Below are 13754 nucleotides of genomic sequence, written 5' to 3' on the forward strand. Positions count from 1 at the left end.
GTCGTCCGGTGGCAACGGCGGCTTCCCTTGCCTTCGATCAATGAACTCAAAGACTAGTCTTTCGGTTCACCTGATCCGCCCCGCCGTGCTAGCAGAGATTTACAGCGACAAATTCAGGGACTCGAGCATAGGTGAGCCTCAACAAGAGCAACATATCGCGCTACGTCCAGCTCGCGACCCTGTTCCGGCGCAAGATCGAGATCGGCACGTGGCAGTTGGGTCAGCAGATTCCGACCGTCGACATGCTTGCGGCGGAATTCGACGTGGCGCGCGCGACCATTCGCCAGGCCCTATCCATCCTGGAAAGCGACGGCCTCATCGAGCGGCACCGGGCCAAGGGCACCTTCGTGACCTTCCGGCCGCAGGAAGCGCTCTGGTGCCAGGTCGAGACGAACTGGGCGGGGCTGCTCAACGCGCGCGAAGGCGCCACGATCGAGGTGCTGGCGCGCGGCGTTTCGACAGACGTGCAGGGCCTCGTGCACCAGATTGGCGAACGCGCGCCCTCCTACCTGCACTTCCGGCGCCGCCATTGGCGCAATGATTCGCCCTTCATGATCGGCGAGGTCTATATCGACAAGCGGCTCGAGCAGCGAATAACGGAGGAGGCGCTGCGCACGAAGACGTCGATGCGCCTCATCGCCGACGTCGCAGGCGTGGAGGTGACGGACGCGCGCCAGACGCTGACCATCGGGACGGCCGACGCGGAGATCGCCGAACTCCTCCATCTTCCCTTCAATGCGCCGGTCGCGGTGGTCCACCGCTCGGCCATCGATGCCAGCGGGACGCTCGTCTTCGTCGGCGTCGCCACCTATCGCGGCGACGTGGTCCGGCTCGACTTCAAGCTTCGCTGAGGCGCCGTGATCGGGCGGGCGAGGGCTACTCCTCGCGCAGGACGGCCGGCTTGCGGAATCGAGCCCCGGCGACAAGGTCCACGACGCAGCTGATCGCCGCGAGCGTGCATCCCGCCGCCAGCGCGAACTTCGCCGGATAGATCGGGAACTGCACGATGCCCGACGTGTATTCGCCGACGCGCCAGGACTGCAGGGCGTTTCCCCAGCCGCGCCAGGCCAGCGCGCCGAAGAAGCACAGCATGAGCAGAAGCGTCAGCGTGTCGCTCAGCCGCTGCCCGAAACTCGGCATGGCATCGTAGGCGATGTCGACGCTGATGTAGGAGCGGTTGAGGTGAACCATGCCGAGCCCGAGGAAGACGGCGACCACCATCAGGGTCTGGGTCGCCTCGAACACGCCGGCGATGGGCCGCTGGAAAATGAGGGTGACGATGATGTCGGCCCCGCCGAGCAGCGTGATCGCCAGGATGGCGAGCCCGCCGATGAAGAGCGTCACCCTGTTGATGCCGATATAGAGCTTCCTCAGCACCGCCGCCTCCCTAGTACCGCATATTGTTGGGGATCCACATCACGATGTCCGGGAACAGGATGAAGGTGATCAGGATCGCGACGTTCAGCAGCACGAACGGCAGGATGCCGCGCACGATGTCCTCGATTCTCAACATGCCTTCGGACGCGCCGACGGTGGCAAAGAGGTTTAGGCCCACCGGCGGCGTGATCGCGCCGATTTCGATGATGATGATGACCAGGATGCCGAAGAAGATCGGGTCGATGCCTGCCGCCACGATGATCGGATAGACGAAGGGGATGGTCACGAGCTGCAGCGATAGGCCTTCCATGAAGCAGCCCAGCACGACGTAGATCATGCCCAGGATGATGAGGAGCATCGTGGGCGACAGCTGCAGCGCCTCGGTAAAGCCGACGACGCCGGTTACGAAGCCGCTGAGCACCAGCATGCGCGAATAGATCATGCCGCCGATTACGATGATGAAGAGCATCGCCGTGGTCTCGGCCGAGCGCATGAGCGTCATGCCGAGCATGCTCATGGTGAGGCGGCGGCGCGCCGCGATGATCACCAGCGCGCCGAAGGCGCCGGCGGCACCCGCGGCCGATGGCGAGAAGTAGCCGCCGTAGATGCCGGTCATGATGAACAGGAAGAGGAGCAGGATCGACCAGGTGTTGCCGAGCGCCCCCCAGCGCTCGGCGCGCGACGCCTTCGGGCGGTCCGCCGGCGCGAGCTTTGGATTGAACCGCACCATGGCCCACACCATGATGCAGTATCCGAGGGCCGTGATGATGCCCGGCACGATGCCCGCGATCATCAGCTTGCCGATCGATTGCTCGGTCAGGATACCGTAGACCACCATGCCGATGCTCGGCGGGATGAGGGCGGCGAGGGTTCCCGCCGAGGCGATGCAGGCGCCCGAAAGCGAACGCGAGTAGCCGAGCCTCAGCATTTCGGGCAGCGACAGCCGGGTGAACACGGTCGCGTTCACCAGCGGCGATCCGGAGATGGCGGCGAAGCCGGTGGCGCCGCTGATCGTGGCGAGGTAGAGGCCACCGCGCAGATGGCCGAGCCACCTGTCCGCCGCGGTATAGAGTTCCGTCGCCATGCCGCTCGCCATGGCCAGGTTGCCCATGAAGAGGAACGTGGGAAGGACCGCGAACGCGTAGTTGGCGGTAATGCTGTAGGAGACACTGTAGAGCTGTCCGAGCGCGAGCATCTCGCCGCCGATCAGGTAGAGCCCGGCAATTCCGGCCGTCGCGAGCGCGATCGCGACCGGAACGCCGAGGATCATCAGCACGAGCATCACGAACGTGAATCCCGCGGCGATGGACAGCGGATCTGACATCGACGTTTCCCGGATGTTCGAAACAATCCCGGGCAGCGCGAGGGGCACTGCCCGGCAGCAAGCTGGGTGTCAGGGCGCCCGGACGGAGCCGCGCGCCTTGGCGGGCATCCTCAACGAAGCTCTTTCCACTTCGCCACCACGGCGGCAGCCTGGTCGCCCATGCCCTTGTCGGTCATCATCTTGGACCAGACGTCGAGCATGTCGGGCAGCATCCCTTCGAGCTTTTCCTGCTCGGGGAATGGAAGCACCTCCACTCCGTTTTCCTTGAGCGTGGCGAGCGACTTGTCGTTGGCGGCGGCGGTCATCTTCTCGTCGTATGCCTCCGCTTCCTTCTGCACGTCAGTGATGAGCTTCTGCACCGACGGATCGAGGCTGTTCCACTTGTCGAGGTTCATGACGCTCATATGCGCAACGATGGGTCCGAACGTGATCTCGGAGGCGTACTTGGCGACCTCGTAGAGCCGGTTCGAGACCAGGAAGTCGTACGGCAGGATGATGCAGTCGATCGTGCCGCGCTGCATGGACTCGTAGAACTCGCCCGGAAGCACGGTCACGGGGGTGGCGCCCAGCGTGTTGAGCACGATGGGGAAGTAGTCACCCTGGCTGCGGATCTTGCGGCCCTTGAAATCCTCGATGGTGCGCAGGGGTTGCGTGCACAGCATGTGGTATTCGTTGAACTGTGCGAACCGCATGACGTGGAGCTTGTTCTTGTCCGCCTCTTCCTTCAGCGCCGGAATGTCGGCGAGCAGGGCGTTGCCGATCTGAACCGCCGCGGCCGAGTTCGGATAGGAGAACGGCGCCGAGCTCAGCGGTGCGAAGAACGGCAGGTTGGCGGCATACCAGCTCGGCGTCAGCGCGCCGGCGTCGAGTGCGCCGGTCGAGATCAGGTCGAACAGTTCGGCCGGCGAACCCGCCGCGCCGGCCCAGAACATCTGGAACTTCACCTTGTCGTTTGACCGCTTGGCGATTTCCTGTGCCGCCCAGTCGTCGGCCAGCGAACTGGTCGACGTCTGCGAAACGGAATGCCCGAACCGGATGTTGGTCTCCGGATAGTCCTGGGCCTGGGCGGCAGCCGTCCATAGGACGGTTCCCGCGAGTATCATTGTCAGTTTCGTCAGCATGTATTCCTCCCGATGCTGAGTTGCGAAATCATCGATCCATATTTGCGTATCGTGTCGGGGTTCGCCCGCCAATCGCCTGCTCTATGCGCCGGCTGCAAAGGTTCTTTGCAGCGAATAGGTTAGTTTTATAGCCTTTATCAATCGGTAACATGACCTTTTTACCACCGTCAAGCAGCGGGGTCGGAGCCGCCGCCCGCCGCCGCGCGTTCCCGTGCCACCCGAAGCTCTTCCATCAGAGCCGGGAGCCGCTCCCTGGCCCGGGATTCGAGTTGGTCGTAACCGTTGTTTCCGTGGGCATCGATGCCGACGGTGAGCGGCCCCAGGTCCTCCACCCGCATCTTCACAAGCCGGTAGTGCGTGACGAGATCGGACCAGCCGACCCCGGTTACCTCCTTGATCGCGTCCGTGTGGAGCGTGGCGCCTCCGCCGAGGATGGAAAGATACACGCAGCCCACCTCCTGCATGGCGCGGGCACATTCGGCATCGAGCCCGCCCTTGCCGCACACGATGCGCAGGCCGTAGTGCCGTATGATCTTCGGCATCAGCGGGTTGAAGCGGGTGCTGGTCGTGGGATTGATGTAGACGATCTCGAAGCCCTGGTCGGTATCCCTGCTATAGCTCGGCAGGTGGAAGAAGCCGGCGCCCTCCAGCGGAAAAGGCAGCTCCCGCTTGCCCTCCATCGCCTCGATGATGCGCTTGTGCGTCGGCAGTCCTCCGGTCGCGACGATCTCTCCGTCGACGGTGACGAGGTCGCCGAGCCGCAGCGCGCGGATCGCTTCCACGTCGACGGGGAGTGTCAGATGATGCGTCGCCATGGTCACTCGATCCGCTCGATGCGCCCGTCATTGTAGAGACGGGCGCGGGTGCGCCGGTTGATCCAGCAGTTGAAACACACCGCCACCGGCGTGAACCCGTGGCCAGAGGCGTATTCGATGTGAATGGCGAGCGCGGTGGTGTCGCCGCCCGTCCCCATCGGCCCGAAGCCGAGCTTGTTGACGGCTTTCAGCAGCCGCTCCTCCATCGCTGCCAGCACCGGCTCCGAACTCGGCGTGCCGAGTGGCCGCAGCGTCGCGAGCTTGGCGATCTTGGTGCAGTAGTCGAAGGTACCGCCGATGCCGACGCCGATCGTGACCGGCGGGCATTGCTGCGCAGCGGTCTTGACGATGACGTCGAGGATGTAGGCCTCGATCTCCTCCAGCGTCGGGAAGCTGAAGATCTCAAGCGACGCCCAGCGGCCCGAGCCCAGCGCCTTGGGCGCGCAGGTGATGTCGATGTAGTCGGCACCGTCGATCATGTCCCAGCTCACCACCGGCATGTCCTTGCCGGCGTAGCTGCGCTCGTTGGTCAAAGGGTTGGTGACGTGCTTCAGGAGCGGCGGTTGAATGGTCTCCACCAGATGCGCGAAACCGTCGCTGATCGCCCGCTTCACGTCGCCTTCGAAACGCGCCTGCGTGCCCACCTTGATGAAGTAGACCGGCACGCCGGAATCCGAGCAGACGAAGCGGTCGGTGTTTTCGGCGCGGTCCGCGCTGCGCCGCATCATAGAGAGCACCTTGCGCGCGCTCTCGTTGGTCTCGGCCGCGGCCGCGCGGTCCAACGCCTCCTTGGCGTCGTCGGGGATGCGCTTCAGGGACCATTCGTAAAGGTCGGCGGTGAGCGACTTCACGGCCTCGTAGGTGATCGCCATCTCTCAGCCCTTCCCGAATGCGGCCGCGGCGTCGCGGACTGGCCGGCCGGCCCGCAGGTCGGCGGCGGCCTGCGCCAGCGTGTTGGCGATGCCGTAGCGCGTCTCGCGCGTGACCGCCGCGTAGTGCGGCGCGAGCACGACGGTCTCGAATCCGGCGAAGCGCGGATCGATCGACGGCTCGGCATCGAAGACGTCGAGCCCCGCGCCGCCGATTATCTTCTTTTCCAGCGCCGCGATCAGAGCTTCCTGGTCGACCACGCTGCCGCGCGAAACGTTGATCAGGATGCCTTCCGGGCCCAGCCTTTCAAGTACCGCGGCGTCCACGATGCGGTGCGTTTCCGGTCCGCCGGGGCAGGACAGAACCAGCACATCGCAGCGTTCGGCGAGATCGCCGATCGCCGGGACGTAGCCGTAGGCTAGGTCCGGCTTCTCGCGTGGGCCGGTGTAAAGCACGCTCATGCCGATGCCCGAGGCGCGGCGCGCGATCGTTTGGCCGATCTTGCCGAGCCCGACGATGCCGAGCGTGCGGTCGAAGACGCGCCGTGACGGGCTCATGCGTTCCTTGTCCCATCGGCCGGCACGCACGAAACGGTCCGCCTCGGCGATCCGCCGCGATACCGCGTAGATCAGGCCGATGGCGAAATCGGCCGTGTCGTCAGTCACCTCGTCGGGCGTATGCCGCACCACGATGCCGCGGCGCCCGGCTTCCGCGAGATCGATGTTCTCGAGCCCGGTGCCATTGCAAAGCAGCAGGCGAAGAGCTGGAAACTGGTCGTAGAGCGCGGTATCGGCGCCGGCGATACTGGTCGTCACCGCGACGTCGAACCCTTCGCTGGGGGCCTCGCCGCGTTTCACCTCGACCAGTTCGTTGCCGCGCGACAGCACTTCGCGGAGTTCCGGAGGAATGGCGGCGACGACGGCGATACGGTTGGTGCTCATCTCGCGTTCCTCACAGACCGGCCGCCGATACGCGTTCCTTCAGCGCGGGCGCCAGGCCGCCCAGCCGCCACACCTGCAGCATGCTCTCCGCATACGGCCGGAACCGCCGTTCCTCACCGGTCTTGCTGTTTCGCGCGACGCCCGACACGAGATCGACCTCCAGACGGTCACCCGTTCCGGCGATCTGCATGATGCCGGGGCAGGGGACGATGGGCAGGCCGTTGTTCAGGCCCTTGCGGATGAAGGCGGAGTCCGTCGATTCCACCACGCAGGCCCGGATGCCCGATTCGCGCATGGCCACGCAGGCATGAGGGTGACTGTGATGGCCGAAGTTGCGCCCCGCGACGACGATGTCTCCCTCGCCGACCTTCTGCGGGAAGTCCGGGTCCAGCAGCACGAAGAGCATCGCCTTCAACGCCGGAATGTCGAAACTGCCGAGGTCGGGCACCTGCGAATACTGGATGATGCCGTTGTCGGCGCTGACATTGTCGCCGAAGGCCCACACCCGTCCGGAGATCGTCATGCCGCGTCCCTCCGCAGCGCGGGATCGCCGCGCGGATCGACGATCGCGCCGGCAAGCGCGGATGCGGCGACGGTGATCGGACTGGCGAGATAGGCGCGGGCCAGCCGGCTGCCGTTGCGGCCGTGATAGTTCATCTGGTGCGTCGAGATCGAAACCTCTCCGTCGTTGAGGACACCCTCGTAGCCCCAGCAGGTGGTGCAGCCGGGCGCCAGGATGGTCGCCCCGGCTTCGGCGAGAATCGAGAGCAGTCCCTCGCGGCCCGCCTGGGCATAGATCTCGCGGCTGCCGGGCGTGACGTAGAAGGTGACGTGTCTTGCGATGCGCCGTCCGCGCAGGATCGACGCCGCGGCCCTGAGATCGTCCATGCGCCCGTTGGCGCAGGTGCCGATGGCCGCCTGATCGATGCGCAGGCCCGCCACTTCGCCGACCGGCGACACCGTGTGGAGCTCCGGCGGCACGGTGACCAGCGGCTCCAGCGCGCCAAGGTCGAACGATGCCTCGTAGGCGTATTCGGCATCGGCGTCCGCTTCGAACACCTCGAAAGGCCGGCCGTCCGCGCGCGACCGGGCATAGGCGAGCGCCGCCTCGTCCACCGGCATCAGCGCGGTGTCGGGCCCGGCGTGGTAGGTGCAGGCGAGCAGCGTCTGCCGCTCGTCCAGCGACAGTCCCGCCACGCCCTCGCCGTCATATTCGATGCAGCCTTGGCTGAGCAGGTCCGTCTCGGCGTAGTCGCGAATGATCGCCTGGGCGAGGTCGCGGATGTGTACGCCTTCCGCCAGCCTGCCCGTCAGCGTGAAGCGGATCGGCCGCGGCACCACCATCCAGTTCTCGTTCAGAACAGAGGTGACGACGACCTCGGTGGAGATCGCGATGTTCAGCGCGCCGACCACGCCGATCGAAGCGATGTTCGGCTCGTCGGAAAAGACGAGCGTGCCGGGCCGGGCGAAACCCTGCTCGACCAGCACCTGGTGGCGCAGGCCCGAGCCGGGGCCGAAATAGTTGGCGCCGTGCTTTTCGGCGAAGTCGCGCATCTCGCCGTGGTTGCGGTGGTAGGGCGAGCCCATACCGGCGGCGGTCGTGTGATCGACGACGAGCACCAGCTTTTCGGGATGCGCCAGCCGCGTCACACCGGCCTGTTCCATGATGCGCTTGCGCGCCGGCCAGGAAATGTCCTGGCAGCACGTGTAGTCCGGCGTCACCGTCACGTATTCGCCCGGCTCGACGGTTTCCCGTCCGGCGGCGCGCGCGATGATCTTCTGGACGACAGACTGTCCCATTCTTCTCATGCCATCGTGTGGGAGACGAACTTGGTGACGAGGAAGGCATCCATCGCCTCGATGCCGCCCTCGGAGCCGTAGCCGCTGTCCTTGACCCCGCCATAGGGGATCTCGGGGAAGGCGATCCCGACCGCGTTGATGGACATCATCCCGGTCTCGACGTTCGCCGCGATGCGGCTCGCCAGCTTTGCGGACTTTGTGAAGGCGTAGGCGGCGAGGCCGTAGTCGAGGCGGTTGGCCTCCTCGATCGCCTCGTCGATGTCGGAGACCGGCCGCATCAGGGCAAGCGGCCCGAACGGCTCCTCGTTCATGACGCGCGCCTCGAGCGGCACGTCGGTCATCACCGTCGGCTCGAAGAAGTTGCCGACATTGCCGATGCGCTTGCCGCCGGTGCGGATCTTGCCGCCGTGGGAGACCGCGTCCGCGATCAGCGCTTCCATGGCTTCCAGCCGGCGCACGTTGGCGAGCGGCCCCATGACCGTGCCTTCCTTCGAACCGTCGCCGACCTTCACCGCCGCGGCCATCTGCGTGAAGGTCTCCACGAAGGTCTCGTAGATCTCCTCCTCGATCAGGAAGCGGGTCGGCGAGGTGCAGACCTGCCCGACGTTGCGGTATTTGACGCCGACCATCAGCTTGGCGACCGGCTCGATGTCGACGTCCTTGGCCACGATGACCGGTGCGTGGCCGCCGAGTTCCATGGTGATGGGCTTCATGTGGCGGCCCGCCATGGCGGCGAGGTGCTTGCCGACCGCGGTGGAGCCCGTGAAGGAAATCTTGCGGATCGTCCGGTGCGGGATCAGGTATTCCGAGATTTCCGAGGGCACGCCGAAGACCAGCGACAGGACTCCCGTCGGCAGGCCCGCGTCGGCCAGCGCCTGGACAAGAAAAGCGCAGGAGCTCGGCGTTTCCTCCGGTCCCTTCAGGATCACCGTGCAGCCCGCGGCGAGCGCCGCGCCCACCTTGCGGGCCGCCTGACCCATGCCGAAGTTCCAAGGCACGAAGCCGGCGACGGGACCAATCGCCTCCTTGAAGGCGAGCTGGTGTACGCCTTCGGCGCGGGCAGGCACGATGCGTCCGTAGGCGCGCCGCGCCTCCTCTGCAAACCAGTCGAAGGATTCGGCGGTGGCGTTCACCTCGTAGCGCGCCTCGAAAAGCGTCTTGCCCTGCTGTTCGGTCAGCACCGGCGCGATCTCGTCGATGCGCTCGCGCAGGAGCTCGGCGGCGCGGCGCAGGACCCGGCCGCGCTCGACCGGCGAGGCGTTCTTCCAGCTCCTGAAGGTGGAGCCGGCGCCTTCGAGTGCGACGTCGAGGTCCGCGGTCTCGGCTACCGCCACCGAGCCGGCCGTTTCGCCGGTCGCCGGATTGGTGAGCGGCAGGCTCCGCCCGCAGGACCCTGCGACCCATTTGCCGTCGAGGAAGAGAAGGACGTCGGCGGTCATTGCATCGTCTCCTGCTGCAGGCCGGCCGGCGAGACGCTGTTTTCCCACCGGATGAGGTCGGCGATGCGTTCGGCCAGCATGAATGTCGGTATGTTCGTGTTGGCGCACGGAACCGTTGGCATCAGCGACGCGTCGCCGATGCGCAGCCCCGGTACGCCATGGACGCGGCCGTCGCTCGCGGTGACCGCGGCCGGATCGTCCGCGCGGCCCATGCGGCACGTTCCCACGCAATGCCACACGCCCACGATCGCCTTGTGCAGATAGGCGTCGAGCGCGGCGTCGTCGGCGAGCAGTTCGCGTATGTCGTAAGGCGCGATGAACCTGCGGATCAGCGCTCCGCGCGCGAAGCCGGCGAAGTCGAGGACGCGCGCGAACACCGCCGTCTGGAAGGCATTCCACTGTCCGGGCCGCGAGACCTCCCGCACCCGGTCGGAAAAGATCGTCGGGAAGACTTCGGCGCGGACAGCGTCGAGCGCCGGGTCGAGCGCCACGCCGGCCACCCGGCGGAAGCCGTCGCGCATCCGCTGCAGGTCGCGCTGGTCCGAGAGCAGCCGGAAATCGACATCCGGCAGCTTGTCCGCCTGGGGTGACGTGATCGCGACGTATCCCCTGGAATAGGACTTGTTGATCCACAGATAATAGGTGCCCAGCTGCTCGCCGACGTCGTGCCAGGCTGAGCGGGCGAGCACGGCCATGTGCATGTCCGTCTCGGGACATCCTTCGAGGCCCGAGGAGAAGCGGTAGTGCACCTGCGTGTGATGCCGGCGCGAATCCGAGTGCCGGTTGCCCGGCCGGATGAAGCACGAGATTCCGAGCGCAGGATGTTCCTGGAGATTTTCCCCCACGCCTGCGATCTCCCGCACGACCGGGACCCCCGTGCGCGCCAGCACGTCGGCGGGGCCAAATCCGGAACGCTGAAGAAGAGCCGGCGTATTGATCGCCCCACAGCACACGATTGTCTCGCGCGCCGCGATCCTGACGTTGCCATCGGGGCCGGCGATCTCGGCGCCGGTCACGGCGCCGTTCTCCTGCGTCAGCCGGTTGACGCTCCTGCCGGTCACCACGACGAGATTGGGGCGGCGGCGCACCTGCGGCGTCAGGTAGCATACAGCCGCCGAGGCGCGTTCGGCACGTTCGTTGATGGTGGTCGTCACGCGCATGACGCCATCTCCCCATTCACCGTTCTGGTCGTCGACGGCGGGGATGCCCCGGGCCAGCAGCATGTCGCGCGTACCGCGCACGAAACCGCAGAACGTCGCCGGATCGGGCCGGCTGATCGGCACCGGTCCGTCGCTGCCGTGCAGGTCGCCGGAGGCGTCGAGGTCGCGTTCGAGCTTGCGGAAATAGGGAAGGGTGGACGCCCAGTTCCAACCTTCCGCGCCGAGCGCTTCCCACTCGTCGTAGTCGGCCGGCGCGCCGCGGTTGCCGAGCATGCCGTTGATCGCCGAGCCGCCCCCCAACACGCGCGCCTGCTCGTATTTTGCCGCCGGGCGCGGCGCATCGGGAACGGTCGGCACCGCGCCGAACCGCGCCATCAGGCCGTCGAAGAAGAATTCGCGCGTGAAGAAGGCGCGGCTCGGATTGCCCGAACGGATGTCGGCCGGCTGGCTCTCCTCGGTCAGGTCGGGTCCGGCTTCCACGAGCAGCACCCGCACGCCGGGGTTCTCGGTCAGCCGCGCGGCCAGCACGCAGCCCGACGTGCCGCCGCCGACGATCAGGTAGTCCGGCAGACCGCCCTGGACGCGCATGTCGGCCCCGGTGGTCATGCCTGCGCCCCGAAACCGTAGAGGGAAGCCGGATTGTCCACCAGGATGCGCCGCCGCAGTGTCGCGTCCGGGGTCCATGCCGTGAAGACGTCGAGAAGGTGCCCAACGTCGGGCGACTTGTCGTACATGCGCACGAAGGGCCAATCCGAGGCCCACATGAGCCTGTCGGGATTCGCCTCGATCAGCGCCTCGTGGAACGGCCGCTGGCTGTCGTAATTCGGCGCGTCGGTCGAGTTGCGGCACAGCGACAGCTTTATCCAGATCACGCCGTCCTTCAGCAGATCGACCAGCGTCCGGAAATCCGGATCGTCTACACCCTTCTCGATGTCGATGCCGGCCAGATGGTCGATGACGAAGGGCTGGCCCGCCTCGCGGATAGCCGGCGGCAGCAGGTCGACGAGTGTCGCGCACTTCGCCCAGACGTGCGGCACGAAGCCGTGCTCCTTCATGCGCGGAGCCAGCAGCAGGTACTGGTCCAGCCCGATGCTTCCCTTGTAGCGGCCGCCGCCGCGCGGATCGCGCATCTCGCTGAAGCGCAATCCCTTGATATTCGCCGCGGCCAGCCGCTCGAAATCGGCGTCGTCCGCATCCGCCGAAAGCACACCGACGCCGCGCGTCGTCTCCGGCCGCTGGCTGAGCGCTTCCAGAAGCGCGGAGTTGTCCGTGCCGTATGGGGCGGGTTGGATCAGCACCGCGCGTGAAAGCCCGGCGCGGTCGAGCATCTCCTGATGCACCGGTGGCGGCGCAATTGGCGGCGCATAGCTCGACGGCGCGGGAACCGGATGGCGCGCGAATGGCCCGAAGACGTGGGTGTGGGTGTCGCAGGCACCGGCCGGCGGCGGCGAGGCCGGTGCTTCCGGCATCCGCGCCGCGACCGGCTCGAGGACGTCGTTCACGATACGCTCCCGTCGGCCCGGCTCGTCGAAGCCGGGATCGCCGCCAGGCTGACGGGCAGGCTACCGTCCTCGGGGCAGGGGCCGCCGAGTTCGAGCGGCGATGCGGCCCCGTCGGGCAGCGGGATGTGATGCGCGTTGAGCGTCATCGAGACCAGCGTGTAGTAGCCGATCAGCGTGGTCAATTCGACGACGCCGACGGCACCCCAGCGACCCTTGATCTTCTTGTAGGTCTCCTCTCCCACCTGACCGCTTATCTGCAGCTCGCGGGAAAATTCATAAACCTCGGCATCGGCCTCGTCCTCGAAGTGCGGCGGCTCGCCGACGCGCAGGCTCTCCATGGCGGAAGCAGGCAGTCCGGCCTTTTCCGCAGCGGCGGCATGCACGTGCCATTCGAGCTGGCTGTTCCAGCGTCGTGCCGTCACCAGGATCGCCAGTTCAGACAGCCGGGGCGGCAGGCTGGTATCGTAGCGCAGCATCGCGCCGAAGCGTTGCCATGCGTCTGCGAGTTCCGGGCGATGGAGCGCCGCGCGCAAGGGGCCGATGAGGACTCCACGCGGGCCTGCGACGACTGCATCGACCACGCGCCGCTGCTCGGGCGTCAGCCCTTCTTCGTCGGGGAAGGGAATCCGGCCTACCGTCGCACCTTCGCTCATCATGGATGTCACGCGAAGACCAGCGCCGGCCCGGCCGCCCACGGTACGTCGGGCGGACCCTTGCCGTCGTCGTTGATGGCGGTCGCTTGCACCGACGGACGCGTCTGGATCCCTTCGTACCACCGGGCGAGGTTCGGGTTACCCTCCCGCCAGCGGCTCTCGCCGAAGCGGAAGTCCATCTGCCCGAGCGTACAGATCAGCGCGATCTGGCCGATGCCGAAGGGCTCGCTCGCAAGCGCGCCGGCTTCCTTGTCGAACATGGCGAAGGCGTGCCGGACCTTGGTGTCGAAGGCGTCGGTCAGCTTCTTGTACTGCGTCCCTTCGGGACGGATGCGTTCGTTGCGCCACAAGAGAAGCACGTCGGTGAGCCCGTCCGCAAATGCCTGCCAGCGGAGCTGGCGGAAGCGGGCTTCCGTCTCGGCGGGGAACAGCCGGGGGCCGTCGTGCAGCCCGTCCAGATATTCGCACACAACGCGCGAATCCGGCAGCGCCGTGCCGTCGTCCAGCACCAGCGTCGGGATCTTGCCGATCGGGTTGTCGGGCAGGAGGTCCGGGTTCGGCGGACCGGCCATCGCGACGACCGTGCGGACGCACTCGACACGGTCCAGAAGACCCGTCTCGTGCAGGACGATCATGACCTTGCGCACGAATGGCGATCGCGGCGACCAGTGCAGTTTCATTCAAGGCTCCTCCCTGGGGATGCCTCACTGGTAATTTCAAAAGGTCATAAAGTCAAATGTTAGAGCTATAGC

General features: G+C 66.4%; 14 protein-coding genes. 1 reads left to right on the forward strand and 13 read right to left on the reverse strand.

Features of this window, described 5'->3' with window-relative positions:
- Positions 1-131: 131 nt before the first annotated feature.
- Positions 132-851: a GntR family transcriptional regulator gene (locus ABGN05_RS21545; RefSeq protein WP_367956110.1), complete on the forward strand. Its 720-nt coding sequence runs from the start codon at positions 132-134 to the stop codon at positions 849-851.
- A 25-nt stretch (positions 852-876) separates the two neighbouring features.
- Here the strand turns inward: ABGN05_RS21545 and ABGN05_RS21550 are convergent, their stop codons facing one another.
- From ABGN05_RS21550 to ABGN05_RS21610, 13 genes are all read right to left on the reverse strand, one after another.
- Positions 877-1377: a TRAP transporter small permease gene (locus ABGN05_RS21550; protein WP_367956111.1), complete on the reverse strand. Its 501-nt coding sequence runs from the start codon at positions 1375-1377 to the stop codon at positions 877-879.
- Positions 1378-1387: 10 nt separating this feature from the next.
- Complete coding sequence (locus ABGN05_RS21555) at positions 1388-2701, reverse strand: TRAP transporter large permease (protein ID WP_367956112.1); 1314 nt, start codon at positions 2699-2701, stop codon at positions 1388-1390.
- 110 nt (positions 2702-2811) lie between these two features.
- Entirely contained in the window at positions 2812-3822 is a 1011-nt protein-coding gene (dctP, locus tag ABGN05_RS21560) for a TRAP transporter substrate-binding protein DctP (RefSeq protein WP_367956113.1), read from the reverse strand.
- 167 nt (positions 3823-3989) lie between these two features.
- Positions 3990-4637: a fumarate hydratase C-terminal domain-containing protein gene (locus ABGN05_RS21565; RefSeq protein ID WP_367956114.1), complete on the reverse strand. Its 648-nt coding sequence runs from the start codon at positions 4635-4637 to the stop codon at positions 3990-3992.
- A 2-nt stretch (positions 4638-4639) separates the two neighbouring features.
- Positions 4640-5509 (reverse strand): fumarate hydratase, encoded by an 870-nt coding sequence (locus ABGN05_RS21570; protein ID WP_367956115.1) that lies wholly within the window; start codon positions 5507-5509, stop codon positions 4640-4642.
- A gap of 3 nt (positions 5510-5512) precedes the next feature.
- Positions 5513-6448 (reverse strand): NAD(P)-dependent oxidoreductase, encoded by a 936-nt coding sequence (locus ABGN05_RS21575; protein ID WP_367956116.1) that lies wholly within the window; start codon positions 6446-6448, stop codon positions 5513-5515.
- Positions 6449-6458: 10 nt separating this feature from the next.
- A complete protein-coding gene (locus tag ABGN05_RS21580) occupies positions 6459-6971 on the reverse strand; it encodes a 3-isopropylmalate dehydratase small subunit (RefSeq protein ID WP_367956117.1) in 513 nt (170 codons plus the stop codon).
- Positions 6968-8248: a 3-isopropylmalate dehydratase large subunit gene (locus ABGN05_RS21585; protein WP_367956118.1), complete on the reverse strand. Its 1281-nt coding sequence runs from the start codon at positions 8246-8248 to the stop codon at positions 6968-6970. Before ABGN05_RS21585 ends, ABGN05_RS21580 begins: the two co-directional genes overlap by 4 nt.
- A gap of 5 nt (positions 8249-8253) precedes the next feature.
- Positions 8254-9687 carry an NAD-dependent succinate-semialdehyde dehydrogenase gene (locus tag ABGN05_RS21590; protein WP_367956119.1) on the reverse strand — a complete coding sequence of 478 codons (1434 nt, stop codon included), beginning with the start codon at positions 9685-9687 and terminating at the stop codon, positions 8254-8256.
- Complete coding sequence (locus ABGN05_RS21595) at positions 9684-11453, reverse strand: GMC family oxidoreductase (protein ID WP_367956120.1); 1770 nt, start codon at positions 11451-11453, stop codon at positions 9684-9686. Before ABGN05_RS21595 ends, ABGN05_RS21590 begins: the two co-directional genes overlap by 4 nt.
- The gene (locus tag ABGN05_RS21600) at positions 11450-12349 is read right to left on the reverse strand and encodes an amidohydrolase family protein (protein ID WP_367956121.1); all 900 of its coding nucleotides are present in this window, start codon (positions 12347-12349) and stop codon (positions 11450-11452) included. Before ABGN05_RS21600 ends, ABGN05_RS21595 begins: the two co-directional genes overlap by 4 nt.
- Complete coding sequence (locus ABGN05_RS21605; RefSeq protein WP_367956122.1) at positions 12346-13005, reverse strand: carboxymuconolactone decarboxylase family protein; 660 nt, start codon at positions 13003-13005, stop codon at positions 12346-12348. The genes ABGN05_RS21600 and ABGN05_RS21605 overlap by 4 nt, the downstream gene beginning before the upstream one ends.
- A gap of 5 nt (positions 13006-13010) precedes the next feature.
- The gene (locus ABGN05_RS21610; RefSeq protein ID WP_367956123.1) at positions 13011-13682 is read right to left on the reverse strand and encodes a glutathione S-transferase family protein; all 672 of its coding nucleotides are present in this window, start codon (positions 13680-13682) and stop codon (positions 13011-13013) included.
- Positions 13683-13754 lie beyond the last annotated feature (72 nt).

This window comes from Aquibium pacificum, assembly GCF_040839445.1.
GTDB classification, from domain to species: domain Bacteria; phylum Pseudomonadota; class Alphaproteobacteria; order Rhizobiales; family Rhizobiaceae; genus Aquibium; species Aquibium pacificus.